Below are 26779 nucleotides of genomic sequence, written 5' to 3'. Positions count from 1 at the left end.
GTGCGCGACTACGGAACCGCCCTACCGGGCAGGCCCCGCGTGCTCGCGGTGGAGCTGGCGATGCTGCGCATCGCTTATATTTAACCGAACCGTAAAAAATACGATCCATGATCAACAAGATAATCAGCTTCTCGCTGCACAACCGGCTCACGGTGATGATCGTATCCGCATTGATGCTCATCGCCGGCGCCTATACCGCCCAGCGGATGGAAGTCGATGTGTTTCCCGACCTCACCTCGCCCACCGTCGTGGTGATGACCGAAGCCCCCGGTATGGCGGCCGAAGAGGTGGAGCGGCTCGTCACCTTTCCCATAGAAACCGCCCTGAACGGCGCCACCGACGTGAGGCGCGTGCGTTCCGTCTCCACGACCGGGTTTTCGACCGTTACCGTCGAATTCGACTGGGGCACCGACATCTACCTCGACCGGCAGATCGTCGCCGAAAAACTCGTCGGCATCGGCGAACAACTGCCCCAGGGAGCGCAGGCCCCCGTGCTGGCTCCCCAGTCCTCGTTGCTGGGCGAAGTGATGGTGATCGGCCTGACCGCCGACAGCACCTCCCTCGAAGAGCTGCGGACGCTCGCCGACTGGACCCTGCGGCCCCGGCTGCTTTCGACCGGCGGCGTAGCCCAGGTTACCGTCGTCGGCGGCGACATCAAAGAGTACCAGATCATCGCCTCGCCCCAGCTGATGCGCCATTACGGCGTGAGCCTCGACGAACTGCTCGCCGCCGCACAAAATATGAACGCCGACGCGGCCGGGGGCATTCTGAACCAGTACGGCAACGAATACATCGTCCGCGGCCGGGTGCGCACCGCCTCGCCGGAAGAGATCGCCGCCAGCGTGGTGAAGCTCTCGCCCGAAGGGACGCCGATCACCGTGGCCGACATCGCCGAAGTACGCATCGGAGGCAAGACCCCGCAAATGGGCGACGCCTCGGTGGACGGCATCCGTGCCGTGCGCCTCTCGGTCACCAAGCAGCCCGCGACAGGGACGCTCGAACTGACCGACAAACTCGACCGGACGATCGCCGAAATCGCCGAAAACCTGCCGCCGGACGTGCAGGTCACCACCGAGATATTCCGGCAGGCCACCTTTATCGAAAGCTCCGTGAACAATATCGAACGGGCGCTGATCGAAGGCGGCGTGCTGGTGATCGTGATCCTGATGGTCTTTCTCGGCAACTTCCGCACGACGGTCATTTCGCTGCTGGCGATCCCGATTTCGCTCCTGGTGTCGATGATGACGCTCAAGGCACTCGGTTTTTCGCTGAACACCATGAGCCTCGGCGGGATGGCCATTGCGATCGGATCGCTGGTCGATGACGCCATCATCGACGTCGAGAACGTATTCAAACGGCTGCGAGAGAACCACCGACGGCCCGAAAGCGAGCGGCAGTCCAACCTGCGGGTGGTTTACGAAGCCTCGACCGAGATACGCGCCTCTATCTGGAACGCCACGCTGATCATCATCGTCACTTTCGCCCCGCTCTTTTTCCTGAGCGGCATGGAGGGGCGGATGCTGCAACCGCTGGGAATCGCCTTTATCGTATCGCTGTTCGCCTCGATGGTCGTGGCCATTACGCTGACCCCCGTACTGAGCAGCTACCTGCTGACCGGCGACCGGATGCTGGGGCGGCACGAACGCGAACCCTGGATCGTCCGCAAGATGAAAGCCGGTTACACGGTCCTGCTCTCCGGCGTACTGAACCACCGCAAAGCGGTCGTGGCCGCGGCCGTCGTGCTGTTCGCGGGCGCCGTCGCCCTCTTTACCACCCTGGGACGCAATTTCCTGCCGCCTTTCAACGAAGGGTCGATGGCTATCTCGATTTCCGCCCTGCCCGGCACTTCGCTCGAAGAGAGCGCCCGGATCGCTTCGCTGGCCGAGGAGCAGCTGATGCAGGTCCCGGAAGTGGTCGTCGTCTCGCGCAAAACCGGCCGGGCCGAACTGGACGAACACGCCCTCGGGACGGAGACTTCCGAAATGGACGTGCCCTTCGTGCTGAAAGAGCGCAGCCGCGCCGAAGTGTTCGCCGACGTGCGCGAACGGCTGGGCGGTATCAAAGGGATCGTTTTCGAGATCGGGCAGCCCATTTCGCACCGTATCGACCTGCTGCTTTCGGGTACGCGGTCGAACATCGCGATCAAAGTGTTCGGCGACGACCTGAACGAACTTTTCGCGTTGGGCAACCGGATCAAAGCCGCCACGCAGGATATTCCGGGGCTGGTCGATCTGAACGTCGAACAGCAGATCGAGCGTCCCCAACTGCAAATCAAGCCGCGCCGCGGCGTGCTGAGCCAATGGGGCATTACGCCGGCGCAATTCGCGCAGACCGTCGAGGTCGCCCTGGCCGGCCGTGCCGTTTCCGAAGTATATGAAGGGGAGCGGAATTTCGACCTGACGCTGAAATTCGATTCTGTCAGCCGTTCGTCGATGGAAGGGATCTCCCAGATCCTGCTGGACGGCCGCAACGCGGCGGGCGAGACAGTCAAAGTCCCGCTGGGCGATGTGGCGGAGATCGTCTCCGCGTCGGGGCCGAACGCCATCAACCGCGAAAACGTGAGCCGCAAGCTGGTCGTTTCGGGCAACGTCGAGGGGGCCGACCTGCGGGGCGTGGTCGAGCAGATACAGAAACGCATCGCCGAACAAGTACCCCTGCCCGAAGGGTACCACATCGAATACGGCGGTCAGTTCGAAAGCGAAGCCGCCGCCTCGCGGACGCTGCTGCTTACCTCGCTGCTGGCCGTACTGGTGGTCTTCATGCTGCTCTACAACGAGTTCAAGGACCTCCGGCTGACGGGCGTCGTGCTGCTGAACCTGCCGCTGGCGGTGATCGGGGGCGTGGTATCCATCCGGCTCACTTCGGGCATCGTCAGCATCCCGTCGATCATCGGGTTCATCTCGCTGTTCGGGATCGCCACGCGCAACGGGATATTGCTGATCTCGCGTTACCGGCACCTGGCGTGCGAGGCCGAGGGAGCGGGATTGTCCCTGCGCGAACGGATCCTGCACGGGTCGGCCGACCGGCTCAGCCCGATCGTAATGACGGCCCTGACTTCGGGGCTGGCGCTAATTCCGTTGGCGTTGGGCGGCGACTTGCCGGGCAACGAGATACAAAGCCCGATGGCGATCGTGATTCTCGGCGGCCTGCTGACTTCGACGCTGCTGAACCTGTTCGTAGTGCCGGTGGTCTATTCGCTGATGTACCGCCGACGCGGATAAAGCGTATCCGGGGTTTCCGGACTCGCTGATTGAACCGTCGGGCGGCGGTGTGGGCCGAAGAGGTCTGAAAATCGGACATGCGAGTAATATTGGGTAAAACTGTACGATATTTGCCCGGTTCCGTTCCGTTTTGTCTTTTCGGCCCGCGCCGTCCCCTCCCGTCGGCTGCAAGCCGGCAGCGGTTTTGCGACTGTTATTTCCTTGTTGTGTAAATTGTTAGATGTCAACGAAAAAAGAACCGATGAACATATTCAGATTCACGATCGGGGCGGCATTGACGCTCGCGACGATCGGCGCCGCCCCGGCGCAGACCGGGGACTACGCATCGTTCCTCAGCGACGTGGCGTCGCGCAGCCCTCAGTTGGCCGCCGCACAGAAAGGCCATGAAGCGACAGTCCGCGGTCTCCGGACGGGACTGGCTCCGGACGATCCGGAGGTAGGGTTGGAATATTATTTCGCGGGAGAGACGCAGTATGAAATTTCCGTAGAGCAGGCCTTCGATTTCCCGACCGTCTACCACCAGCGGAACAAGATCAGCAAACTGGGGGTTTCGAAAGCCGAACAGGAATACCAGGCCGCGAGACGGGGCGTGATGGCGGCCGTGTCGGACGCCTACCTGAACCTGAACTACGCTTCCGAACGGATAACGATCCTGACCCGGCGCCGGGACGACATCCGGCAGGTCGTCGCCCTGTACCGGCAGGGGGTGGAAGCCGGACGGAATACGGTCATGGAGATGCGGAACGCTCAAATGCTCCTGACCGAAATCGAAAACAGCCTGACGTTGGCCGAGACCGAACGGGAGGAGGCCGCCGCTGCGCTCGCCCAATTGAACGGCGGGCGGAAGGTGTCGCCGCAGGGCTATCCCCGTTTCGACTTTACCGGAACGCAGGACGAATTCGTCCGTGCCGCCCTGGCTGCCGACTACGAGCTTCAGGCGGCGGCTATCGATACCCTGATCGCGCAACGGGAGCTGAAGCTGAGCCGTAACGAATGGCTTCCGAAACTCAAAGTGGGCTACAAAGCGGAAATCGAAGGCACGAAAGGGACGAACGCCCTGCTGGCGGGGATCTCGCTGCCCCTGTGGCAGAACAGCGGGCGCACACGGCATGCCCGATCGCTGGGCGAGGCGGCGAAAGCCCAGCACGCGGCGGTCGAGGCTTCGGCCCGCACACGCCTCGGTTCGCTCTATGCGCGTTATCGTTCGCTGTCGGCGGCGCTGGAAGTCCGTTTAGACGACGATTCGGCCCAAGATTATCCGGATCTGTTGCAGAGCGCGGCCGAGGCGGGCAACATCACGTCGATCGATGCCCTGATGGGACTGGGAGAGTGGTACGCCATGAAAGACAGCCAGATGGCGTTGGAATACGAGGTGGCGGCGGCCGGGGCGGCCATGGCTTTGTGCCTGATGTAGCGCCGGAGGTCGCACCGCCGGCGGAGCGGATGTTCGCGCGGCAGGACGGAAATACGGGCGGGCGGGACTGAGCCGGAGGAATCCGCGAATCAGAACGCCCGGCCGATCACGTATGCGGCATAGGCCTCCAGCGCGCGCCGCACGGGCGAATCGGGATAAACGGCAAGCAACTCCACCGCCTCGCGGTGATATCGTTCCATGATTTGTACGGAATAAGCCGCTCCGTTGCTGCGGGCTACGAAATCGCGCAGCCATTCCACCGATTCGTTGCGCTCGGAGGCCCGGCGCAGGTGTTTCAGCACTGTCCGCCGTTCGCCGGAAGACAGGTCCTCCATAGCGCGGATCAACGGCAGGGTCATCTTCCTTTCGCGCAGGTCGTTGCACGACACTTTGCCTGTTTTCAGCCGGCTGCCGTCTTCGGCGAAACCGAAATCCAGCAGGTCGTCCTTGATCTGGAACGCCAGCCCCAGCAGTTCCCCGAAACGGTACATGTCCCGCACCTGAGGGGCTTCGGCGTCGTCGCCGAAAGCCGGCAGCACGCCGCATTCCGCTGCCGAGGCGATCAGCGCCGCCGTCTTGTGCCGGATAATATCCGTATAGGTCTCTTCCGTGTTGTCCAGCCGTCGGGCGTGCTCCATCTGCCTCAGTTCGCCGTCCACGATCAGCTCGATCGCCCGCGTGGCCGACCGCATCGCTCCGTAACCGCCCGCCCGCGAAGCCTGGGCCAGCCCTTTCGAGAAGAGGTAATCACCGACCAGCACGGCCGATTTCGACCTCAGCAGTGTGCCCGGCGTCCATTGTCCGCGCCGCACGTACGCTTCGTCGATCACGTCGTCGTGCACCAGCGTAGACCAGTGGATCATTTCGATCAGCACCGCTCCGGCCTGTACCTTCGGATCGTTCGCGTCCCCGTGCAGCGCCGCCGTCAGCAGGGTCAGCAGGGGGCGCATCTGTTTTCCCCCGCTGCGCAGGATGTCCCGCGTGATGGGCCTCATGAACGGTTGTTCGGAGACCGTCGTTTCGTTCAGCAGCGTACGGAACGCCCGGAACGCGTCGCCGACGGGCGCAATGATATCGTCTAATTGGGCCATAGGCTAAAGTTATTCGCGGAGCCGGGAGTCGATCACGATGGTTACCGGCCCGTCGTTCACGAGCGACACCTGCATGTCGGCCCCGAAACGTCCGGTGGATACGGGTTTCCCGATCTCCCGCGAGAGTCGCTCCGCGAACGATTCGTACAGCGGTTCCGCCGTTTCCGGACGCGCCGCCGCGATGAACGAAGGACGGTTCCCTTTACGGGTGGAGGCTTGCAGCGTGAACTGGCTCACCACCAGCGCTTCGCCTCCCGCTTCGACCACCGAACGGTTCATGGCCTGCGTCTCATCGGCAAAGATACGCATCCGCGCGATCTTGCCCGCCAGCCACGACACGTCTTCCTCGTTGTCCCCTTCGGCCACGCCGAGAAGAATCATCACTCCCCGACCGATTGCTGCAATTTCCGTTCCGCCCGCGGATACCGCCGCCCGCGAAACGCGCTGAACCACCGCCCGCATAGTTATTCCGTTGTTTTCTGAAAATTTCCCGTGTTCCGGCGCCGTCCGTTACGATTCGAGGATCACCAGTTCGATGCCCAGCATCGAAGCCAGGTCGGAGATGAATTCCATATAACGCATGTCGGCCTGCGGCGACAGGCTCCCGAGGCAGATTTTGGACGGGTGCAGGGTCGCGATGCAGTCTTCTATGGCGGCCCGCACGAGCCTCATCCCCTCCACCGAGAAGACCGAATGGCCGAAAGTCTCCGTGAACGAGCGGTTCTCGGACAGCAGCTCCAACGTGGGAATGATCTCGATATGGCTGCGTTTGGCCGACGCGACGAGTTGCTGCAACTGCGCCGTGCTGTAATAGCCGTCCGCGGGATAAAGCCTGCCTCCCGGCGCGGCGGTTTCGAGCGACGGGCTTTCCATGCGCCAGTGGTCGGTATCGGCCAGGATCAGGTAAACCTCTCTCGATTTGCTGCCGAGCCGCCTGACGGCAGCCTCCAGATCGCCGACCGACCGCAGGCCGGAAGCCGCGTCGGTCGTCGCCCCGTGGTCGCGGGATGCCGTGCTGGCGCCCCAGTCGGTCAGTATTCCGCCCGGTATGTATTTGCCTTTCGCGGCATCTTCGGCCACCATGTCCTGCAAAGTCTCCACGGCCTGGCGCAGGGCCTTGTCGCTGGTGAAGGTCACGAAGATGCGCCGCGATTTCACGACGATCTGCCAGGCGTCGTTTCCCGCCGCGCCTTCGATGGCGTTCGTTTTGACGAATGTGATCCGGTTCCGCGCCTTGTTATACGAATTGGAGGCCGCCGCGCCCTGCGAGCGGAGCCATTTGGCGAAATCGGCGGCCGTGTTGCTCCGTTCGAAATCGGATGTGACGAAAATGGTTTTGTCCAGCAGGAATTTCTGCCGGGTCGGAACCGACTGGCGGGGCTGGTGCCTGCCCGCCGGACTTTTGTGCTGCGCGCCGGCCGTATCCGGGCCGAGCAGGGCCAGAACGCAGAAAACGGCACACAGCCACCGCCGCAGCGGGCGTCCGGGATGTATCTTTTTCGGAAAAATCATCTTCAAAGATAACAAAAAATTCTACCTTTATAGCTCCATCCATATTCAGCATCCCGATGAAGAAGGTCGTTATCATTCCCACGTACAACGAGATCGAGAATATAGAAGCGATGATCGAAAGGGTCTTCGCATTGCCCGAGGCGTTCGACATGCTGGTGATCGACGACGGTTCGCCGGACGGTACGGCGGAGGTGGTGCGCCGGGCGATGGCGCAGAAGTATGCCGGAAGGCTCCATATGATCGAGCGGAGCGGCAAACTGGGTCTCGGCACGGCGTATATCGCGGGATTCAAGTGGGCCTTGCAGCAGGGCTACGATTATATTTTCGAAATGGACTGCGATTTCTCGCACGATCCGGACGACCTGCCGCGGCTCTGCAAGGCTTGCAGCGAAGGCGGGGCGGACGTGGCGATCGGCTCCCGGTACGTGACGGGGGTGAACGTCATCAACTGGCCGATCGGACGGGTCATCATGTCCTATTACGCCTCGGCCTACGTGCGGTGCGTGCTGGGCATTCCGGTGCGCGACTGCACGGCGGGCTTCGTCTGCTTCCGTTCGGAGGTGCTGAGGACGATCGACATCGACCATATCCGCATGAAAGGTTACGGGTTCCAGATCGAAATGAAATATTCGGCCTGGAAACTGGGTTTCCGCATCACGGAGGTGCCGATCATCTTTACGGACCGTACGCGGGGCAGCTCTAAAATGAGCAGCGGCATCTTCGGCGAAGCGTTCTGGGGAGTGCTCCGCATGCGTTTCCGCAAGATCCTGCCCGCGTTGCGCGGCTGATTTCCTGCCGATCCGCGGGGCGGGCTGCGACGGACGGTCATAATTTCGGAATGACGATGAAAGAAAAAGAGATATTGTTGCGGCTCGTGGAGGCCGAAATCGGGCGGCTGCCCCTCGACGATACCGAACCGCAGGGGTTGTATGCGCCCATACGTTACATCCTCGAAGACGGCGGCAAGCGGATCCGTCCGCTGCTCTGCCTGATGGGAGCCGACGTGTACGGCGGCGAACCGGAGAAAGCGTTGCCCGCGGCGGTAGCCGTCGAGGTGTTCCATAACTTCACCCTGCTGCACGACGACATCATGGACAAGGCCGAACTCAGGCGCGGCCGTCCCGCCGTCCACCTGAAATGGGGCGAGAGCGGCGCGATCCTCTCCGGCGACGCGATGCTGATCCTGGCTTACCGGATTCTGCAAAACGGCACGCCGGTCTACGGCGCCGGAAAACTGCCCGGATTGCTGGAGGTGTTCAACCGGGCCGCAATGGAGGTGTGCCAGGGGCAGCAGTACGACATGGACTTCGAGACCTGCGACCGGCCCGTGACGCGCGACGAATATATCGGCATGATCCGGCTCAAGACGTCGGTACTGCTCGCGGCGGCGCTGGAGATGGGAGCCGTCGTCGGCGGGGCGTCCGATGCGGAACGCCGCTCGTTATACGATTTCGGGGTGAATCTGGGTCTGGCGTTCCAGATACAGGACGATCTGCTGGACACCTACGGCGATGCCGAAACGTTCGGCAAGAAGATCGGCGGCGACATCGCCGCGGGGAAAAAGACTTTCCTGCACATCGCGGCGATGGAAAAGGCTTCCGCGCCGCAGCGCGACGCGATCCTCGCTCCGGGAGACATCGGGGAGAAGCTGCCGCGCGTGCGTGCCGTTTACGACGCGCTCGGCGTACGCGAAGCGGCCGAGACGGCCATCGCGGAATATTTCGGGTTGGCGCTGGAGGCTTTGCGCCGGGCGCACCCGCAGGCCGGCCGGCTTGCCGTGCTGGAAGAGTATGCTTATTCGCTGATGAAACGAAACAAATAGAGACGATGTACCGAGAACTTTTCAACGATCCGCAGAATGCTTCCGAAAAAATCCATGTGAACGGGGAGTTGCACCCCGACGTGCGCGTGGGGATGCGGCAGGTGAACCTGACCAACGGGGAGCGGGTGGTGCTGTACGATACGACGGGCGTATATACCGAGCCGGGCTACGAGGCCGATACGCAGCGGGGGATTCCCAAGATGCGCGAGGCATGGATCGCCGCATGTGCCGCCGCCTTGCCCGAAGGCGAGTTCCACACCCAGATGTGGTATGCCCGCCGGGGAATCGTAACCCCCGAAATGGAATATGCGGCCATTCGCGAAAATGCGGGTCTCAGTCCCGGAGACCGGGGCTATATCACGCCGCAGCAGGTGTGCGAATCCATTGCCGGAGGACGGGCGATCCTGCCGGCGAACCGGAAGCATCCGGAGACGGAACCGATGGTGATCGGGCCGGAATATCTGGTCAAGATCAACGCGAACATCGGCAATTCGGCCCTGGGTTCCTCGATCGAAGAGGAGGTGGAGAAGGCGTTATGGGCGATCAAGTGGGGGGCGGATACGGTCATGGACCTCTCCACGGGCCGGAATATCCACCGCACGCGGGAGGCGATCCTGCGCAACGTGCCGGTGCCGATCGGTACGGTACCGATGTACCAGGCGCTGGAAAAGGTCAAGGGAGCGGTCGAGGACATGACGTGGGAGGTCTACCGCGATACGCTCGTCGAACAGTGCGAGCAGGGGGTGGATTACTTCACGATCCATGCAGGGCTGCTCCGGGAGCATGTGCCGCTGGCGCAGAAGCGGGTGACGGGCATCGTGTCGCGCGGCGGTTCGATCATGGCCAAATGGATGGCGCACCATGGCCGCGAGAGCTTCCTTTACGAGCATTTCGACGAGATTTGCGAGATCATGGCGCGTTACGACGTGGCGCTGTCGCTGGGCGACGGCCTGCGGCCGGGATGTATCGCGGATGCGAACGACGCGGCGCAGTTCGGGGAGCTGAAAACGCTGGGCGAGTTGTGCCGCCGGGCATGGGCGCATGACGTTCAGGTGATTATCGAGGGGCCGGGCCATGTCCCGATGGACCGGATCCGCGAAAATATGGATAAACAGATCGAGTGGTGCCAGGGAGCGCCGTTCTATACGCTGGGTCCGTTGGTGAGCGACATCGGAGCGGGTTACGACCATATTACGTCGGCGATCGGGGCGGCGATGATCGGCTGGTTCGGGACGGCGATGCTGTGCTATGTGACGACGAAGGAACATCTGGCATTGCCGAACCGGGACGATGTGCGCGAAGGGGTGGTGACGTACAAACTGGCGGCGCATGCGGCGGACATCGCAAAAGGGCATCCGGCGGCGATTGCGCGCGACCTGGCGATGAGCCGTGCGCGGTACGATTTCCGCTGGCTGGACCAGTTCAACCTGTCGCTGGATCCGGAACGGGCACGGCGCATGCACCGCGAAATGGTAAAGGAAAATGCGGATTTCTGCGCTATGTGCGGCCCGCATTTCTGTGCCATGCGAATTACCAAATCCATAAAATAACCGTTCGTTTATCCGTATTTGCGGCAGGATAGGCTGCCGTTTTCTGTAAAAAGCGGCATCGAAAACTTTTGAGTCGGTTCCGTTACGTCTCAGGCTCCGCAACCCTTTGTACGTCGGATATTTTTCGGTCGAGACGGCGGCGCAAGGCCGGAAATAAGGCTTGAAGTGCAAACCGTTGTTTCGGCAGGAAATTCCGAGAGTACGGGGTACCCGGTAAACTCGGAAGACGCATGAGACATCTCGAAGAGTACGGTTCCGCTTTCTTTCGGTCGGCCTCGGCCGCGAGGGTATTTACGGTCCGCGGACGGCACCGTCGGTTTTCCCGGTGCTCTTTGTCCGCAGCCGTCGTTGCCGGAAGAACCGGAGACCGCTGTCGGGCTTTGGCGAGCGGCGAGAAAGGAAACGAACACACCGATGTTAGAGAAAACAGGCCCTCAAACCCAATAGCACGAATAAACGAACCGATCATTTAACAGATATTGTTATGGCGACGATACGATTGACCCGTGAATTTTCGTTCGAGACGGCCCACGCCCTCGAAGGGTACGACGGTTTGTGCAGGCACGTGCACGGACACTCCTACAAGTTGTTCGTGACCGTCAGCGGCATCCCCTGCGACGACCCCTCCAGCCCTAAATACGGCATGGTGATGGACTTCGGCGATCTGAAACGAATTGTGAATGAGCTGGTTGTCGATCGGTATGACCATGCCCTCGTGTTGCGGCGGACCTCCGGGAATACGGAGCTGCTCGAACGAGTGCGCGAGAAATGGGAGCGCGTTTACCTCGTCGATTACCAACCCACCTGCGAGATGATGCTCAGCCGGTTCGCCGAGCAGATCGCCGCGGCACTTCCCGCCGGAGTGCGGCTCGCCGAACTGTCGCTCTACGAAACCGCAAAATCGCACGCCACCTGGCGGGCCGAAGACAATCCGCTATAAGACAAGACCATGGAAAAACTGTTCCTGATCGATGCCTATGCCCTGATATTCAGGTTCCACTACGCCTTTATCAACCGTCCCATGCGCAACGCGCAGGGGCTGAACACCTCCGCCATATTCGGTTTCGCTAAGTTCCTGAACGAAATCATCGCCCGCGAACAGCCGAAATACCTCGGCGTCGCTTTCGACCCGCCCGGCGGATCGTTCCGCCGCGAACTCTATCCGCTTTACAAAGCCAACCGCGACGCCACTCCGGAAGACATCATCGCCGCCGTGCCCCATATCAAGGCATGGCTCGAAGCCATGCGGATTCCCGTGCTCGAAGTGCCCGACTACGAAGCCGACGACGTGATCGGCACCCTTTCGCACCGGGCCTCCTGCTGCGGCGAATACGACGTCTATATGGTGACCCCCGACAAAGACTACGGCCAGCTCATCAAGGAAAACGTCAGCATGTACAAGCCCGCCAAAGGCGGCGAAGGAATCGACATCGTGGGCCTCGACAAAGTGTGCGAAACCTACGGAATCGCCGACCCCAAGCAAGTGATCGACATCCTTGCCCTGTGGGGCGACGCCTCCGACAATATCCCCGGCGTGCCGGGAATCGGTGAAAAAGGGGCGAAAAAGCTCGTCGCCGAATGGGGGGACGTGGAAAATATCATCGCCCATGCCGATTCCCTGACCCCGAAACTCCGGACCTCCGTGCTGGACAATCAGGAGCAGTTGCGGCTCTCCAAAGTGCTGGCTACCATTCGGCTGGACGTCCCCATCGATTTCGATCCGACGGCCCTGCGAATCGACGAACCGGACTACGCCGCCCTGCGGAGCATCTATATCGAACATAATTTCAGCCTGTTGCTGCGCGACCTCGACAGCCGGCTCTACCATAGCAGCGCGCTGCGTACCGATACCGTACCCCCGCTCAGCAAAAAACCGGGCAAACCGAAACCCTACTCGCAGCTGACCGGCCAGATGTCGCTTTTCGGCGAACCGGAAACCGCTCCGGCGACCGTTGCCGAACCGTTGCCGGATCCGGTCGTGCCGCCCACTCCGGCCCTGTCCGAAGAGGGGACGCCGGAAGCCGGTTACGCGACCCTCGCCACCACCGAACACCGCTACCGCATCGTTTCGACCGACACCGAACTGGCCGCGCTGGTCGCGGAACTCGAACGGGCCGAAAAATTCTGTTTCGATACCGAAACGTCGGGCATCGACCCCCTCCGGTCGGAACTCGTGGGGCTTTCGTTCGCCGTGAAACCTTACGAAGCCTGGTGGGTGCCTACGCCGACGGCCGAACGCCGCGCCGCCGTATTGCAGGCCCTGAGACCCGTTTTTGAAAACGGAAGTATCGGGAAAATCGGGCAGAACGTCAAATTCGACCTGCTGGTGCTGATGCACGCGGCCGGCATCGAAGTGCGGGGGACGCTTTACGACACGATGATCATCCACTACCTGCTCGACCCGGAAGCCCGGCACGGGATGGACTTTCTGGCCAAGAGTTTCCTGAACTACGAGCCGGTGCCGATCGAAACGCTGATCGGCAAAGGGGCCAGGCAGACCTCCATGGCCGACGCCGATCCGGCGGCGGTGGCGGAATACGCCGCCGAGGATGCGGACGTGACCCTGCGGCTTTACGGGAAACTCTGGCCGCTGCTGGAGGAGACGCAGCAGACCGGACTGTACTGCCGGATCGAAGCACCGCTGATCCCCGTACTGGCGCGGATGGAGTTCGCCGGCGTTTTCGTGGACCGGCAGATACTGGGAGAATCGGGCGCGGCGCTGGCCGTCGAAGCCTCCCGGCTGGAAACCGGGATACGCGAAGTGGCCGAAGCGCCGGAACTGAACGTCAATTCGGCCAAACAATTGGGCGAAGTGCTGTTCGAAAAGCTGAAGATCGACCCGAAGCCGAAAAAGACCAAAACGGGACAGTACCGCACCGACGAAGAGTACCTGCAATCGCTGTCCGACAACCATCCGGTGATCGGCAAAATACTGGAATACCGGGGGTTGAAAAAGCTGCTCTCGACCTACATAGAGGCTTTGCCCCAGCTCATCAACCCGGACACGGGGCGGATCCACACTTCGTTCAACCAGGCCGTGACGGCTACCGGACGGCTGAGTTCCACCAACCCGAACCTTCAGAACATACCGATACGCGATGCCGCGGGGCGCGAAATACGCCGGGCGTTCACGGCGCCGGACCGGGAACACGTGGTCGTCTCGGCCGACTATTCGCAGGTCGAACTGCGCATCATGGCCCACCTGTCGGGCGACCAGGCCCTGCGGCAGGCATTCCTCGACGGCGAGGACGTGCACACGGCCACGGCAGCCAAGGTGTTCGGCGTCGCTCCCAATCAGGTGACGCGCGAACAGCGTCGGCGGGCCAAAACGGCCAATTTCGGGATCATTTACGGCATCTCGGCGTTCGGGCTGGCCACGCGGCTGCATATCCCCCGCACAGAGGCCAAAGAGCTGATAGAGGGCTATTTCACCCACTATCCGGGCGTGAAAGAATATATGGAGAAGGTCGTCGCCGAGGCGCGCGAGCGGGGTTACGTGGAGACGATTTTCGGCCGGCGGCGTTACCTGCGCGACATCCGTTCCGGCAATTCGATGACGCGTTCGCTGGCCGAACGGAATGCCATCAACGCGCCGATACAGGGCAGCGCGGCGGACATCATGAAACTGGCGATGATCGAAGTGGACCGCCGTTTGCGCGAATGCGGCAGCGGGGCGCGGATCGTGCTCCAGGTGCACGACGAACTGGTGCTGGAGGTGCCGCAGGGCGAGGTGGCTTCCGTGACGGCGCTGGTGACAGAAGCGATGGCCGGGGCGGCGGAACTGTCCGTGCCGCTGCTGGTCGAGGCCGATGCGGGTACCAGCTGGCTCGACGCCCATTAGAGTATCCGGCGGCCGGAAACCGGCCGAACGGCGGCTTTGCCCTGCACGCATACCGTACCTCCGCCGCGCGAACCGTACCGGCTCGGGCGGGGGTCGGTACATGGGGAGGGGCGAGGCTCCTCTATATCAAGATAAGTTTGCGGAATCCTCCGTTTTGTTCGCAAAGTCCGATTTTTTGTTCGTAAACAGAACAACGAACGATGAAAGGATGTTATCTTTGCATCGAGATGATAACTCCTTATCTGTTCGACCAGAATCTGCTTCTTGCGCTGAATTTCGATGGAGGTTCGGCGATGGATCAGGTGATGTACGTAGTGTCCGGCAAACTCACGTGGGTGCCGTTCTACCTCTGTATCCTGTGGCTGGTCTATACCCGGCTGGGATTGCGCAAGCTGGTGCTTTTCGCGCTGACGGTCGCGCTGCTCATCGCATGCGCCGACCAGACCGCCACGCTGGCCAAGGAATATCTGCCCAAACAGAGGCCGACCCATTTCGCGGCGATCATGGCGGACGTGCATACGGTAAACGGTTATGTGGGCGGCCCATACGGGACGGTCTCGTCTCATGCGGCGAATTGTTTCGGCCTGGCCCTGCTCTCGTCGTTGCTGATCCGGCGGCGGTGGTTCGCATGGATGATGTTCGGTTGGGCGGCTCTGGTTTCGTACAGCCGGATTTATCTGGGGGTCCATTATCCGATGGATATCCTGTTCGGGACGCTGGAGGGCCTGTTCTGGGCTTTCGTCTGGTACCGCGCGTTATGTTGGGCGGATATGCGCATCACGGCGCTCAGGCGGCTCGACCGTCATACTCCCTACCGGTTGTGTTTCATGCGTCGCTGGCGAGAGAAGCGGATGTTGTGGCCTCTGGTCTCTTTTTTGCCGGGGAACCGGGCATAAGGTTTTCCGGTGTCGGGAATTTCCTCTATCTTTACGGTCGATGCGACGTTTGGCGGTATATCTATCTGTAGTGTGTACGGTGCTGTTGCTGTCTTCCGGGGTGTTCCGTTTCCCGGCGGAGAGGGGGGAGGCGTGCGCCGGTTCGCCGGCCGGGGCGGAGTTGCTGGTAGCGGAGGGCACCTCTTCGGATTTCGCTTTGCAGGATAGTTATACGTGGTATCTCGCGCCTGCGGCGGATCCGGCTTCGGTGTCGGGACGCCCGGCGAACGGGGGCGGAGGCGGGGTGCGCTGCTCGTGGCTGACGGGACTGCGACGGGAGTTGTCGAGTCCTGTCTTTCAGTCTTCCGATATTTTTCTTGCTTATCTGGGGCGGGAGTCTTCCGCCCGTTCGTTCGCTTCGTGGCGGACCTCGCTCTGCGGGGCCTCGTGCGGCGGAGCCATATCTGTCTCGCGGCCGGGCGACGGCTATGTCTTCGCCCTGCGCCGTATCGTGATTTAAATCGTTCGATTATCGTATTGTTTGGGTTTGCGTGAACTGTTCTCTTTGTGAACAAAGAGAACCAGAAAAACTTTTTGAGATGCTTCGCATCTCCTGAGCCTATCGGATGACCTATTCTTTAATGAGCTTGTTCTGTAACGGATAGGGGGCTATTCATGTCGTTACCCGATGCCCCCTATCCGTTACAGAATAAAGAAGTCCACCAAGAAAAGGCTTCTGACAAACTGAGGCGCCGCAAACCTGCTCGAAAGTTTCTTTGGTTCTTTCTTTTCAAAGAAAGAACAATCCCCTCAAACCTGAAAGAGCGGATAATCGAACCATTAAAAATCACGAAATATCATGTCAGCACAAGCAAATACAACATCCATCGAATCGCAGATCGCCAAACGCAAAAGCAGCAAATCCGTAGTTGCGGGGATCGGATTGATCATAATCGGAGCCGGTCTTTATTTCATTTCGACCATTTTGTCCGACACCACCTCGTCGCTTTATATGGTTTGCACCGTAGGCGGTTTCGCCGCCATGATCGTCGGCGTGCTCAAACTTTGTTTCGGTGGGAAAGAGACCATCTATCTGCCCACCAAAAGTCCTGTGAAAAGTTACAGCATCTATTTCGAAGCCCTTTCCGGCGACGAACTCGTCAAACTGATCGAACAAGGCAAATTCGACGAAATCCGCGACGCGCGGCGTAAAGAAAGCGGTCCCGTCCGCCTCGACGTACAGCGTTCCAAAGACGACCGTTTCGTCTCCCTGCAAGTGATGCAGTTCGTGCCGTACACATACGAAAAAGTTTCCGGCACCTACTATTTCCAGGAAGGACAGGCGCCCGAAGTAGCTGTCAGCGTCGGCAATCCCGCAAAATAATCGTAACTTTGGCGGCGTTAAAAACAAACCGTACCCCTATGAAAACCTTTAACGTCGCCATCGCCAGCGACCATGCCGGATACCGTATGAAAGAGTTCGTCGCCGGATACCTGCTTGCCAAAGGCTACGCCGTGAACGACCTCGGTACCCGAAGCGAAGAGAGCGTGGATTATCCCGTCTATGCGCATGCCTTGGGCCGCGAAGTGGCCGAAGGACGGTGCGACCTCGGCGTGTCGCTCTGCGGGAGCGCCAACGGGATCAGCATGGCGCTGAACAAACATCCGAAAGTGCGGGCCGCCGTCTGCTGGTGTCCCGAAATCGCGGCATTGGCCCGGCAGCACAACGACGCCAATGTTTGTTCGCTGCCCGCGCGTTTTCTTAGCGAGGAGCAGGCGGCGGCGATTCTCGACGCCTTCTTCGAAGCCGAGTTCGAAGGCGGCCGGCACCGGCGGCGCGTGGAGATGATCGACTTGTAGGCTTTCCGACCGCCGAAAGCCGTGCCGGGACAACGAAAGTCCAGGCAGACCGGTTTTCTTACAGCAAGCAGCCCGCTGCCGGAAACGGCTTCGGGCTGTCCTGTTTCACCGGATTCAGGCCGGACGTTACGGGTATTCCCGCGCGGCACCCGGCCGATTCTCAGAACGAATACCATGATGATACAACCTACCGAAATCGAAGTGATGTGCCCCGTCGGGTCGTGGGAATCGTTGCAAGGCGCCATTCAGGGCGGCGCCGATTCCGTTTATTTCGGCGTGCAGGGTCTCAATATGCGGGCCGGGTCGAGCGTGAATTTTTCGCTCGACGACCTGGCCCGCATCGTCGCCGTTTGCCGGGAACACGGAATCAAGACCTACCTGACCCTCAATACGGTACTCTTCGACGAAGATATCCCCTATATGCGGCAGGTGATCGACCGTGCGAAACTCGAAGGGGTGGACGCGGTGATCATAGCCGACCAGGCGGCGATGGATTACGCCCGGGAACAGGGGATGGAGGTGCATATCTCGACCCAGCTCAACATCAGCAATACCGAGGCGGTGGCCTTCTACGCGCGATATGCTGACGTGGTGGTGCTGGCGCGGGAACTGACCCTCGAAAAGGTCCGGCATATCCATGAACAGATCGCCGAACGCGATATCCGCGGGCCAAAAGGCGAACCGGTACGGATCGAGATGTTCGCGCACGGCGCGCTCTGCATGGCTACCTCCGGGAAATGTTATCTGAGTCTCCACGAAGCCTGGAAGTCGGCCAACCGGGGCGAGTGCCGCCAGTTGTGCCGTCGTTCCTACCGCGTGGAGGACGTCGAGACGGGGATGCAGCTGGTGGTCGAAAACGAACATATCATGTCGCCGAAAGACCTTTGCACCATCGAATTTCTGGATAAGATGCTGGAGGCCGGGGTGCGCGTGCTGAAAATCGAGGGCCGGGCGCGTTCGGGAGAGTATGTGCGCCGGGTGTGCGAATGTTACAAGGAAGGGGTGCGGGCCGTCGCCGAAGGACGCTTTACGCGCGAGTTGGCCGCGGCCCTGAAAGAGCGGCTGCGGACGGTATTCAACCGTGATTTCTGGAACGGTTATTACCTGGGGCAGCGGCTCGGCGAGTGGTCGGAACATTACGGTTCGGCCGCGACGGTCAAAAAAGTGATGGTCGGCAAGGTGACGAACTATTTCGCCCGGATAGGCGTGGCGGAGGTATCGGTCGAGGCGGTGCCGCTGGCGCTGGGCGAAAAGCTGCTGTTTCTGGGGGCCACCACCGGGGCGCTGGAGTTTACGCCGGACGAGATACGGGTCGATCTGAAACCGACGGAGCTGGCGCCGCAGGGCGTGAAATGTTCGGTCAAAATGCCGGAACCCGTCCACCGGGGCGACAAGGTGTTCAAACTGGTGGAGGTGCCGCGGAAATAGATGTCATGCGGAGTTCCCGTAGTACGGACCTGCACGAAATGCAAAACGCTCCGTACGGATGATCGTCGATCATCCGTACGGAGCGTTCTTTCATTGATTCACCGTCGTTTTTCGGAACTTTCAGCGGTCAGATCGCCTGTTTCACCAGACTCATGATATACTCCAGATTCCGGTCGTCCGCGACCTTGATTTCATAATCTCCCGACCCAAAATGTCCGATTGTGGCAACGTCGCGGGCCAATCTTTTCGGATCATCGAGTTTTCCGCTCTTGACATTGATAAATAATTTAAGATTCCGTTGCTGCACTTCGATACTTGCAATATTGTGTCCGTCTTTCTTGAACGATACCCAGAATTTCAGCGGTTTCACCTCGATATCGTCGGTCAGATTCAATATCGCCCCCTTGAAGCGTTCGTAAAGTTCGGCAGTCTCATCCGGTTTTCCCTGTAGCAGATCCGATTCCGTATAAGTTTTGATTTCTTCGGCCACCGTTCTAATCGCCGAATCGTTTTTACCGGCCAATTGCCCGATACTTTCAGCCGTATGGCTTTTTTTGATTGGGATAACGGCCATTGTTCCGTTTTCGTATCGTTTGACCTGCCACAATTCGATGGACAAATCCCTGAAATTGGTCGCTTCGATCTGGTTCTCGGTAAAGTCGGTCGAAACGAATACGACGCGCGTTTGGGACCAATCGACATCGGAGCGTTTCAAATTGCGCCCCAACGATTCGTTATATTCGACCAGGAAAACCTCCTTATATTGAAGCATTAAATTCAGGTACGTTATCCCTTGATCGAAAACGCTGATATTCCGGTTGCGTTTATATTCGATAATCACGAAAGCATTGCTTTGGGGATCGTAAGCCAGTGTGTCGATACGTTTATTTTTAATCGAACATTCCGACTTGACCAGCTCCAAGCCCATAATGACGGGTAGGTTCCGTTCGAAAATTTTCTGCATATCGCGTTCCAGTCTGAACGGTTTTTCGTTTACGACTGTCAATGCGTTGTCCGTACCTGTCTTAAACAGAATCATAATTTTTCCTGGCGTTAAATCAGGCGTTTATAGACCATTTTGTACTATATCCGTGCTCGGAATGTGTTGTCCCGACGGCTGGAAACTGTCCGGCTCCGGGTCGAAATAGGATCCCCCGGAACTGTTTCCCCTATGGTGTAAATATTAGATCAACCCCATTCTTTTTGAGATTTCCAGCATCCGCCGGATCGATTTCTCCGCTGCGGCACGCGTCGTTTCCGGAATGACGATCTCCGGCTGCATGCGTTCCAGCGCGTCCGCCATTTTCCGGAGCGTGACCAGTTTCATGAAACTGCAATTGTTGCAACCGCACGTCGAATCCATCGGCGGAGCCGGGATGAACGTTTTGCCCGGAGCCGCTTTTTTCATCTGGTGCAGCACTCCCGGCTCCGTCACCACGATATAGGTGTCGGTCGAAGTATCTTCCACGGCGAATTTGAGCAATCCCGCCGTCGAACCGACATAATCCGACACCAGAACGATCGGCCGTTTGCACTCCGGATGGGTCAGCACTTTGGCCGCCGGATACTCTTTTTTCAGTTCCAGTATCTTTTCGAGCGAAAACTCCTCGTGCACGTGGCACGCCCCGTCCCAGATCAGCATGTTTTGCCGGCCGGTGATATTCTTGATGTAGTTGCCCAGATTCCGGTCCGGCCCGAAAATGACCGGTTCGTTTTCGGGCAGCGACTGTACGATCTGCACGGCGTTGCTGCTGGTGCAGACGATATCCGTCAGCGCCTTGACCTCCGCCGTGGTATTGACGTAGGAGATAACCGTGCGGCCGGGATGGGCCGCGATAAAGGCCGCGAAATCTTCGGCCCGGCACGAATCGGCCAGCGAACAGCCGGCCTCCATGTCCGGCATCAACACCGTTTTCCGCGGCGAGAGGATTTTGGCCGTCTCGCCCATGAAATGCACGCCGGCGAACAGGATGACCTCCGCGTCGGTCGTGGCGGCTTTCTGCGACAGGGCGAGGCTGTCGCCCACGAAATCGGCTACGTCCTGTACGTCGCCCTCGGTATAGTAGTGCGCCAGTATGACTGCGTTGCGTTCGCGCTTGAGCGCTTCGATTTTCTCTTTCAGTGCCATCATGATACGGCAAAGATACGCGATAAAATCGGGATTCCGGATTTTCCCGGAAAGTTCGGTCGCCGGCGGTTTTACTTCTCTCCGGGTTCGAGTTTCTTTTTGTAATACGAGCCGGCGGTATAGAGCACGGCCACGGGATTGTGGCCCGTTACCCTGTCTTTGGTCACCAGCGTCGTCGTGCAGGCGTCGGCATATTTGTAGAACAGGCTGTCGTGGCCGACGCAAAGCCCGATCACTACATTCAGGTCGGTGTGCGCTTCGTTCAGCAGGCGGGCCTGGAGAATCGGGTTGCACATGGCCGCCCCGATGGTTTCGCATTCGGCCGGGATGCCCATCGACGTTTTCGGCTGCCCGGCCACTTTGCAGACGACGGAATAGACCTCGAATCCGTTCGCACGCAGGATACGGGCAAAGATGCGGGCTTCGTTCACCAGCCCGACGCAGTTGGCGATGCCGATTCTCCGGGCGCCGGTTTTGCGGGCGAACTCCATAATTTCCTGTACGCGCGTCCACCGGCCGTACCCTTCGTATTCCACTTCGGCCGCGGCCCGCATGATTTCGCGGTTCCGGCCTTCGTCGTACCGCTCTGCGGCCCATTGCCGGTCGGTTTCGGGCAGGCGGGTCGTCAGGCAGAATCCGGGATAAACGCTCGTCTTGATTTTACAGTTCTGCGTCCCGCAGTCCACACAGGTAGGGGTGTCCCGTTTTTCGGCGGGGGGCGTCGTTTCGTTTTCGTTCATGGCAAACCGTTTTGGTTGCCTCAAAGATAAAAAGCGGCGCGGAAATTTTCCGCACCGCTTTTTTCGGTGGTTCCGGGATTCCCGTTCGTCGTGCCGACCGGCTATCTCCGGGGACCCGGCCCGCCCGGGCGAGGACCTCCGTGTCCTCCGAACGGCCCGCGGTCTTCGGTGCCGTAGTTTTCGGCCGACCGGCCCTTCCGGGTGTCGAACTTATAGGTCAGGCTGACCATGAAATAGCGTTTCAGTACGTTGGACAGCGTGGTCTGCGTATAGGTCGCGTTGCTCGTTTGCCAGAATGCCCGGTTCTGGTTCAGCAGGTCGTAACCGGAAACGCGGACTTCGGCCTGGCGGTATTTGAGGAATTTGTACCCGATGCCGGCATTCAGCAACGCGAAATGCTGGCTGTAAGACGACTGCGTCCCGAACGAGTTGCGCCACGAGGCGTCCATATTGACGAACAGCCCTTTCCACAGGTACACGTTCAGGAAAGCCGACAGGTCGCTGCGTACGTAACGGTCGAATTGCCGGCTCATCTGTTGGGTCTGCCGGTCTTTCTGCTGGCTGGTGGTGAAGGTCAGCCCCGGACGGTAGGCGATGGTGAAATCGACGTTTTCCGAGATGTTGCTCGTCAGCGACAGATTCAGCCCCAACCGGTTGCTGTTCGACATGTACTGCACGTTGTCTTCCATGGAGGGGGTGCGCGCGTACATGTACATCAGCCCGAGGTTGAGGTTGCTGCGTATCGGGTTGATGGCGAATCCGTACATCGAGAAGAGGTTGGCGCTGATATAACCGTCCAGATTGACCGGCGTCGATAACTGCGCCCCTTTGACGAGCGTCGTCCCCTGGATCACCCGGTCTTCGGTCAGCGTTTCGCGGTGGGTGGCGATGTAGTCCTGCGTGAAGCTGGCCCGTGCGAATACGTGGAAGTAGTTGGATTTTTCGGGGTTGGCCAGGTTATAGTGCAGTTCCAGACGGTCGGTGTAACTCTGCTTCAATCCGGGGTTCCCCTGCGAGACGTTCAGCGGGTCGCTGATGTCGAGCAGGTCCTGGAGCTGGTTCACCGACGGGGTCGAGGTCGTGCGGCGGTATTCGAACCGCAGGTGCTGCATCTTGCCGGGGTTGTATTCGAACCGCAGGCGGGGCAGCCAGGCATTGAAGGCGTAATCGCTGGTCAGCTCCTTGGGGAAAGTCTCGTCGTCGTTGAGCCGCGAGTGCTGGTAGCCGACCGAGGCGTTCAGACGGAAAGTCTCGCCCTTGACCCAGTTGTAGCCGACGGTTCCGGTCTGCCGGGTCTGGTTGCGGGCGAACAGGTTGGAGGTGGTAGGGTCGGGATCCAGACCGAGTTCGCTCACCAGGTCGCGGACGGCATCCAGCGTCTCCAGCTCTTCGGTCAGGTTATAGCTGTATTTGTGCGAGTCGGTCTTGTCGTAAGCGATCCGGTAGCTGAACTGCAACCGCGAGGATTGCGACAGCGGCTCGGAATAGCTGATCCGGCCCGAAACGTCGAACCCGGGGGCATCGAGCGTACCGATCTGGTTCAGGGTGGTATAAGCCAGCCCGTCGGCTTTGGTCAGCAGGGCGCTGAGGGCGGCGTCTTCGTCGGCCAGCGAACCGTATTCCGACAATTGCGAACGTTCGCCCCAGCCGTTGCTGCCTCCGCCCGAGCCGCCGACGGAGAGCGTGCGCCCGGCTTTCCCGAAACGGTGCATCCACCAGAGGTTGGCCGAAGCGTCGTAAGTCCCCAGCTGGGTGGCGTAGCGGTTGGCGGCCGTGTTGCTCAGCAGGGCGTTGAGCATGGTCCGGGAGGCGTTGGTGCTGGAACCGTGGTTGGTCGAATAGGTCACGCGGGGCATGAAGAATATCCGGTTGGTTTCGTTCGGGTTCCATTCGAGACGCATGTTGAGCCGGTGCTGGTAGTTGTATCCGCGGGTGGCGGTCGTGTCGTAGTCCTGCCGTTTGCCTTCGGTCTGGTAGTCCTGGCTGGTGATGCGCCAGATATCGGCGTTCACGTTGTTGAAAAAGTAGCTGCCGTTGATTTTCACTTTTTCGAATTCGCCCTGATAGTTGAGGCCGGCCATCGTGGTGGTCTGGATGCCCCCGCGCACGTTGGTGGTGAACTGGCTGGCGTCGATGCCGCCGCCCATGCCGCCGCGCCGGCCGGTCATGGCGCTGGCTATGTCGTTCAGGGTGAAGCCCTGGTTATTGACGTTGTTGCGCGAGGCGAGCACGGTCCAACGCTGGTTGGCGTTGAACATATTGGCGGCGGCTCCCGCGGAGTACCGGTGGTCGGTACCGTAACCGCCGTACACTTTCCCGAAAGTGCTGGTACTTACGCCGCTTTTGGTGACGATATTGATGGCTTTGATCCGTTCGCCGTCGTCGAAACCGGAGAATTTCGATTCGTCGCTCTTGTCGTCGAACACCTGAATGCCGGCGATTACGTCGGCCGGCAGTGTTTTCAGGGCTACGGCGGGGTCGTCGGCGAAAAATTCCTTCCCGTCCACATAGACTTTTCCGAGGGTCTCGCCGTGCACTTCCACGGCGCCGTCGTCGTTGGTGGTCACGCCGGGCATTTTCTTGAGGAGGTCTTCGCTGGTGGCGTCGGGATTGGTCTTGAATGCCGATGCGTTGTATTGCAGCGTGTCGCCTTTCACGGTGGCGATCGGGGCTTTGGCTATTACCTGCACCTCTTCGGTTACCTGCGCTTCCGGCTGCATCCGGATCGTCCCCAGATCGACGGTGTTGCCGGAGGCCGGACTGATGGCGCGGTGAAAATTCTTATATCCGATGAAAGAGATCGTAATGTCGGTGCTTTTCTCCTGGCTGGTGACCTGGAATGTCCCGCCTGTTCCGGTCAGGCTGGTCCTTTTGGCGGCGTCCGGCTCGGAGGCGTTGATAATGACGTAGGCGCCTGCGATGGGCTGGCCGTCGTCGCCTCCGACGACTTTCCCTTTCAGGGTGATCGGCGCGGCCTGAGCGGCTGCCGAAAGCACCGACAGAACAAATAATCCTAAAATTCGTTTCATGGTACAGGAAGTGTCTCTCAATATTTCGGGACGGGAAAATTCCGGTCGCTTAATTAAGACGTTTTCGAGCGGGAAAGTTTAATCGAATGTCGATAAAAAATTTCCGGAAAAGGTTTTTCGGGACGAAAAATCGATTCGGGAAGCGGCATTTTCGGAAATAAACGCCTAACTTTGTATGAATCTGTTAGCCGATTCACAGAATAGAGACGCCCACGGGCGCAGACTGTGCACACACGAATAAACAACCCAAATACACTCACCTATGGCAGAAGAAAAAGCTAAGAAGCTGATGACCGAATTTCCTCCCGTTACCACCCGGGAGTGGGAAGAGGCCATTGCCAAAGACCTCAAGGGGGCCGACCGTACCAAGAAACTGGTATGGCGTACCCTGGAAGGGTTCAGCGCAGAGCCTTATTACAGGGCCGAAGACATGGCGGGGCTCAAGCACCTCGGCACGGCTCCCGGAGCCTTTCCTTACGTGCGGGGCGTCAAAGCCGACAACAACTGGCGCGTGCGACAGACCATCGAAGTCGGCGAAGACGTCAAAGCCGCGAATACACAGGCGCACGACATCCTGATGAAAGGCGTCGATTCGCTCGGTTTCGTCATCAAAAGCAAGGACTTTTCGGCCGCCGACCTCGACGCCCTGCTGAAAGGGATCACGATCACGGCCGTCGAACTCGCTTTCAGCGGCTGCGGAGTTTACAGAGCCGCCGAACTGTTCCTCGACAAGGTCGTTGCCGAAAAACTCGATCCCGAACAGGTGTTTGCCGTCTTCGGAATCGACCCCCTCATGAAACTCTCGAAAAAAGGTTCCTGGGGCTGTTCGGCTCCCGACGGGGCCAAGCAGTTCGCCCGCATCAAAGAACTGCTCGAAAAAGCGCCGCAGTACAAACGCGTGCGGCTGATCGCCGTGAACGGGACGCTGTTCCACAATTGCGGGGCGTCGATCGTGCAGGAGCTGGCTTTCGCGCTGGCCATGGGGCACGAATACGTCGTGCGGCTCACCGACCTGGGACTCGACGTGGACCAGGTAGCCCCGTCGATCAAGTTCAACTTCGCGGTCGGCACCAACTATTTCATGGAGATCGCCAAACTGCGCGCGGCGCGGATGCTGTGGGCGAACATCATGGTGCCGTACAATCCCAAACGCGGTTGCAGTTCGAAACTGCGCGCGCATATCCAGACTTCGGCCTGGAACCAGACCGTTTACGACCCGTATGTGAACATGCTGCGGGGTACGACCGAGGCGATGAGCGCCGCGATCGCCGGCGTCGATTCGATCGAGGTGCTGCCGTTCGACCATGCTTACGAAAAGCCGACCGAATTCAGCGCACGGATCGCGCGGAACGTGCAGTTGCTGCTCAAGGAGGAGTCGCACTTCGACCAGGTGACCGACCCGGCGGCGGGTTCCTATTACATCGAGGAGCTGACCGCTTCGATCGCGGAGCAGGCCTGGAAACTCTTCAAAGAGGTGGAAGAAAAGGGCGGTTATACGGCTGCGTTCGAGGCCGGTTTCATTCAGGATCAGGTCGAAGCGACGGCCGCCGTGCGCGACCGGAATATCGCCACACGGCGCGAAATTCTGTTGGGGACGAACCAGTATCCGAATTTCGGCGAGACGGCTTCGGCAGAGATTACGGAAGATACGGTGACGCGCGGCATGCACAAGTGCAGCTGCGGCTGCAAACATGCGGGCCGGGAGCCGGAATACCGTCCGCTGAAGCCGTACCGCGGGGCGATGGCTTTCGAGGCGATGCGTCTGCGCACGGATCGCAGCGGCAAGGAGCCTAAAGCCTTTATGCTGACTTGCGGCACGCTCTCGATGGCGCGCGCACGGTCGCAGTTCGCCTGCAATTTCTTTGCCTGCGCGGGTATCCGGGTGATCGACAACACGTTCTTCCACTCGGTAGCCGAAGGCGTCGAGGCGGCCAAACAGTCCGGCGCGGGGATCGTCGTAGTCTGCTCGTCGGACGACGACTACGCGACGGTCGCTCCGCAGGTGTACGAGGCGTTCAAGGGTACGGGCACGATCGTCGTGGTGGCGGGTGCTCCTGCCTGTCAGCCCGAACTGGAAGCGGCGGGCATCTCGCACTTTATCAGTGTCCGCAGCAATGTCCTCGAAACACTCGAAAATTACCTGCAGGAATTAGGTATTTAACCGTTCGTTTATTTGTACTGTTCAGGTTCGAGGCGACTGTTCTCTTTGTGAACAAAGAGAACCAGAAAAACTTTTTGAGATGCTTCGCATCTCCTGGGCCTGCCGGG

Annotated in this window: 20 protein-coding genes; 13 read left to right on the top strand and 7 right to left on the bottom strand. The window is 59.8% G+C overall.

Annotated features, from left to right (window positions below):
• Positions 1 to 107 precede the first annotated feature (107 nt).
• Positions 108 to 3221, top strand: a complete 3114-nt coding sequence (locus RIKMI_RS0104930) for an efflux RND transporter permease subunit (RefSeq protein ID WP_027290688.1) — start codon at positions 108 to 110, stop codon at positions 3219 to 3221.
• Between the two features lie 241 nt (positions 3222 to 3462).
• The gene (locus RIKMI_RS0104925) at positions 3463 to 4635 is read left to right on the top strand and encodes a TolC family protein (protein WP_027290687.1); all 1173 of its coding nucleotides are present in this window, start codon (positions 3463 to 3465) and stop codon (positions 4633 to 4635) included.
• An 89-nt stretch (positions 4636 to 4724) separates the two neighbouring features.
• Here RIKMI_RS0104925 and RIKMI_RS0104920 read toward each other — a convergent pair whose 3' ends face one another.
• The 3 genes from RIKMI_RS0104920 to RIKMI_RS0104910 are packed head-to-tail and all read right to left on the bottom strand — an operon-like array spanning position 4725 to position 7238.
• Positions 4725 to 5726 carry a polyprenyl synthetase family protein gene (locus tag RIKMI_RS0104920; protein WP_027290686.1) on the bottom strand — a complete coding sequence of 334 codons (1002 nt, stop codon included), beginning with the start codon at positions 5724 to 5726 and terminating at the stop codon, positions 4725 to 4727.
• A gap of 9 nt (positions 5727 to 5735) precedes the next feature.
• Positions 5736 to 6188 carry a D-aminoacyl-tRNA deacylase gene (gene dtd / locus RIKMI_RS0104915; RefSeq protein ID WP_027290685.1) on the bottom strand — a complete coding sequence of 151 codons (453 nt, stop codon included), beginning with the start codon at positions 6186 to 6188 and terminating at the stop codon, positions 5736 to 5738.
• Between the two features lie 48 nt (positions 6189 to 6236).
• Positions 6237 to 7238, bottom strand: a complete 1002-nt coding sequence (locus tag RIKMI_RS0104910; RefSeq protein ID WP_027290684.1) for a glycoside hydrolase family 20 zincin-like fold domain-containing protein — start codon at positions 7236 to 7238, stop codon at positions 6237 to 6239.
• 56 nt (positions 7239 to 7294) lie between these two features.
• Between RIKMI_RS0104910 and RIKMI_RS0104905 the strand changes: the two genes are divergently transcribed.
• The 10 genes from RIKMI_RS0104905 (at position 7295) to RIKMI_RS0104860 (ending at position 18614) form a co-directional block, all read left to right on the top strand.
• Positions 7295 to 8026: a polyprenol monophosphomannose synthase gene (locus RIKMI_RS0104905; protein WP_027290683.1), complete on the top strand. Its 732-nt coding sequence runs from the start codon at positions 7295 to 7297 to the stop codon at positions 8024 to 8026.
• Positions 8027 to 8076: 50 nt separating this feature from the next.
• Positions 8077 to 9060, top strand: a complete 984-nt coding sequence (locus tag RIKMI_RS13085; protein ID WP_037291531.1) for a polyprenyl synthetase family protein — start codon at positions 8077 to 8079, stop codon at positions 9058 to 9060.
• Between the two features lie 5 nt (positions 9061 to 9065).
• On the top strand, positions 9066 to 10610 hold the full coding sequence (gene thiC, locus RIKMI_RS0104895) for a phosphomethylpyrimidine synthase ThiC (RefSeq protein WP_027290682.1): 1545 nt from the start codon (positions 9066 to 9068) through the stop codon (positions 10608 to 10610).
• Positions 10611 to 11094: 484 nt separating this feature from the next.
• Positions 11095 to 11550 carry a 6-pyruvoyl trahydropterin synthase family protein gene (locus RIKMI_RS0104890; protein ID WP_027290681.1) on the top strand — a complete coding sequence of 152 codons (456 nt, stop codon included), beginning with the start codon at positions 11095 to 11097 and terminating at the stop codon, positions 11548 to 11550.
• A 9-nt stretch (positions 11551 to 11559) separates the two neighbouring features.
• On the top strand, positions 11560 to 14451 hold the full coding sequence (gene polA / locus RIKMI_RS0104885; RefSeq protein WP_027290680.1) for a DNA polymerase I: 2892 nt from the start codon (positions 11560 to 11562) through the stop codon (positions 14449 to 14451).
• Between the two features lie 200 nt (positions 14452 to 14651).
• Positions 14652 to 15347 carry a phosphatase PAP2 family protein gene (locus RIKMI_RS13080; RefSeq protein WP_115356400.1) on the top strand — a complete coding sequence of 232 codons (696 nt, stop codon included), beginning with the start codon at positions 14652 to 14654 and terminating at the stop codon, positions 15345 to 15347.
• A gap of 40 nt (positions 15348 to 15387) precedes the next feature.
• On the top strand, positions 15388 to 15846 hold the full coding sequence (locus tag RIKMI_RS0104875) for a hypothetical protein (protein WP_147288427.1): 459 nt from the start codon (positions 15388 to 15390) through the stop codon (positions 15844 to 15846).
• A gap of 339 nt (positions 15847 to 16185) precedes the next feature.
• Positions 16186 to 16710 (top strand): hypothetical protein, encoded by a 525-nt coding sequence (locus RIKMI_RS0104870; protein WP_027290678.1) that lies wholly within the window; start codon positions 16186 to 16188, stop codon positions 16708 to 16710.
• Between the two features lie 38 nt (positions 16711 to 16748).
• On the top strand, positions 16749 to 17186 hold the full coding sequence (rpiB, locus tag RIKMI_RS0104865; protein ID WP_027290677.1) for a ribose 5-phosphate isomerase B: 438 nt from the start codon (positions 16749 to 16751) through the stop codon (positions 17184 to 17186).
• A gap of 180 nt (positions 17187 to 17366) precedes the next feature.
• The gene (locus RIKMI_RS0104860) at positions 17367 to 18614 is read left to right on the top strand and encodes a peptidase U32 family protein (RefSeq protein WP_027290676.1); all 1248 of its coding nucleotides are present in this window, start codon (positions 17367 to 17369) and stop codon (positions 18612 to 18614) included.
• Positions 18615 to 18741: 127 nt separating this feature from the next.
• Here the strand turns inward: RIKMI_RS0104860 and RIKMI_RS0104855 are convergent, their stop codons facing one another.
• From RIKMI_RS0104855 to RIKMI_RS0104840, 4 genes are all read right to left on the bottom strand, one after another.
• Entirely contained in the window at positions 18742 to 19653 is a 912-nt protein-coding gene (locus RIKMI_RS0104855; RefSeq protein WP_027290675.1) for a DUF5655 domain-containing protein, read from the bottom strand.
• A 144-nt stretch (positions 19654 to 19797) separates the two neighbouring features.
• Positions 19798 to 20745 (bottom strand): quinolinate synthase NadA, encoded by a 948-nt coding sequence (gene nadA, locus RIKMI_RS0104850; RefSeq protein WP_051214354.1) that lies wholly within the window; start codon positions 20743 to 20745, stop codon positions 19798 to 19800.
• A gap of 68 nt (positions 20746 to 20813) precedes the next feature.
• On the bottom strand, positions 20814 to 21482 hold the full coding sequence (locus RIKMI_RS0104845) for a DUF1847 domain-containing protein (RefSeq protein ID WP_037291527.1): 669 nt from the start codon (positions 21480 to 21482) through the stop codon (positions 20814 to 20816).
• 101 nt (positions 21483 to 21583) lie between these two features.
• Positions 21584 to 24511: an outer membrane beta-barrel protein gene (locus RIKMI_RS0104840; RefSeq protein ID WP_037291524.1), complete on the bottom strand. Its 2928-nt coding sequence runs from the start codon at positions 24509 to 24511 to the stop codon at positions 21584 to 21586.
• 262 nt (positions 24512 to 24773) lie between these two features.
• Here RIKMI_RS0104840 and RIKMI_RS0104830 point away from each other — a divergent pair, with 262 nt between their 5' ends.
• Positions 24774 to 26672: a methylmalonyl-CoA mutase family protein gene (locus RIKMI_RS0104830; protein ID WP_027290671.1), complete on the top strand. Its 1899-nt coding sequence runs from the start codon at positions 24774 to 24776 to the stop codon at positions 26670 to 26672.
• Positions 26673 to 26779: the final 107 nt, after the last annotated feature.

It is taken from the genome of Rikenella microfusus DSM 15922, from assembly GCF_000427365.1.
Classification (GTDB): Bacteria; Bacteroidota; Bacteroidia; order Bacteroidales; family Rikenellaceae; genus Rikenella; species Rikenella microfusus.
Note: the sequence above shows the minus strand (reverse complement) of the source record. Positions and strands in the feature narration are given on the sequence as shown.

Excerpts from the sequence above, each read along its gene's own strand:
- RIKMI_RS0104930 (WP_027290688.1), top strand. The coding sequence starts at position 108 with ATGATCAACAAGATAATCAGCTTCTCGCTGCACAACCGGCTCACGGTG.
- RIKMI_RS0104925 (WP_027290687.1), top strand. The coding sequence starts at position 3,463 with ATGAACATATTCAGATTCACGATCGGGGCGGCATTGACGCTCGCGACG.
- RIKMI_RS0104920 (WP_027290686.1), bottom strand. The coding sequence starts at position 5,726 with ATGGCCCAATTAGACGATATCATTGCGCCCGTCGGCGACGCGTTCCGG.
- dtd (WP_027290685.1), bottom strand. The coding sequence starts at position 6,188 with ATGCGGGCGGTGGTTCAGCGCGTTTCGCGGGCGGCGGTATCCGCGGGC.
- RIKMI_RS0104910 (WP_027290684.1), bottom strand. The coding sequence starts at position 7,238 with ATGATTTTTCCGAAAAAGATACATCCCGGACGCCCGCTGCGGCGGTGG.
- RIKMI_RS0104905 (WP_027290683.1), top strand. The coding sequence starts at position 7,295 with ATGAAGAAGGTCGTTATCATTCCCACGTACAACGAGATCGAGAATATA.
- RIKMI_RS13085 (WP_037291531.1), top strand. The coding sequence starts at position 8,077 with ATGACGATGAAAGAAAAAGAGATATTGTTGCGGCTCGTGGAGGCCGAA.
- thiC (WP_027290682.1), top strand. The coding sequence starts at position 9,066 with ATGTACCGAGAACTTTTCAACGATCCGCAGAATGCTTCCGAAAAAATC.
- RIKMI_RS0104890 (WP_027290681.1), top strand. The coding sequence starts at position 11,095 with ATGGCGACGATACGATTGACCCGTGAATTTTCGTTCGAGACGGCCCAC.
- polA (WP_027290680.1), top strand. The coding sequence starts at position 11,560 with ATGGAAAAACTGTTCCTGATCGATGCCTATGCCCTGATATTCAGGTTC.
- RIKMI_RS13080 (WP_115356400.1), top strand. The coding sequence starts at position 14,652 with ATGAAAGGATGTTATCTTTGCATCGAGATGATAACTCCTTATCTGTTC.
- RIKMI_RS0104875 (WP_147288427.1), top strand. The coding sequence starts at position 15,388 with ATGCGACGTTTGGCGGTATATCTATCTGTAGTGTGTACGGTGCTGTTG.
- RIKMI_RS0104870 (WP_027290678.1), top strand. The coding sequence starts at position 16,186 with ATGTCAGCACAAGCAAATACAACATCCATCGAATCGCAGATCGCCAAA.
- rpiB (WP_027290677.1), top strand. The coding sequence starts at position 16,749 with ATGAAAACCTTTAACGTCGCCATCGCCAGCGACCATGCCGGATACCGT.
- RIKMI_RS0104855 (WP_027290675.1), bottom strand. The coding sequence starts at position 19,653 with ATGATTCTGTTTAAGACAGGTACGGACAACGCATTGACAGTCGTAAAC.
- nadA (WP_051214354.1), bottom strand. The coding sequence starts at position 20,745 with ATGATGGCACTGAAAGAGAAAATCGAAGCGCTCAAGCGCGAACGCAAC.
- RIKMI_RS0104845 (WP_037291527.1), bottom strand. The coding sequence starts at position 21,482 with ATGAACGAAAACGAAACGACGCCCCCCGCCGAAAAACGGGACACCCCT.
- RIKMI_RS0104840 (WP_037291524.1), bottom strand. The coding sequence starts at position 24,511 with ATGAAACGAATTTTAGGATTATTTGTTCTGTCGGTGCTTTCGGCAGCC.
- RIKMI_RS0104830 (WP_027290671.1), top strand. The coding sequence starts at position 24,774 with ATGGCAGAAGAAAAAGCTAAGAAGCTGATGACCGAATTTCCTCCCGTT.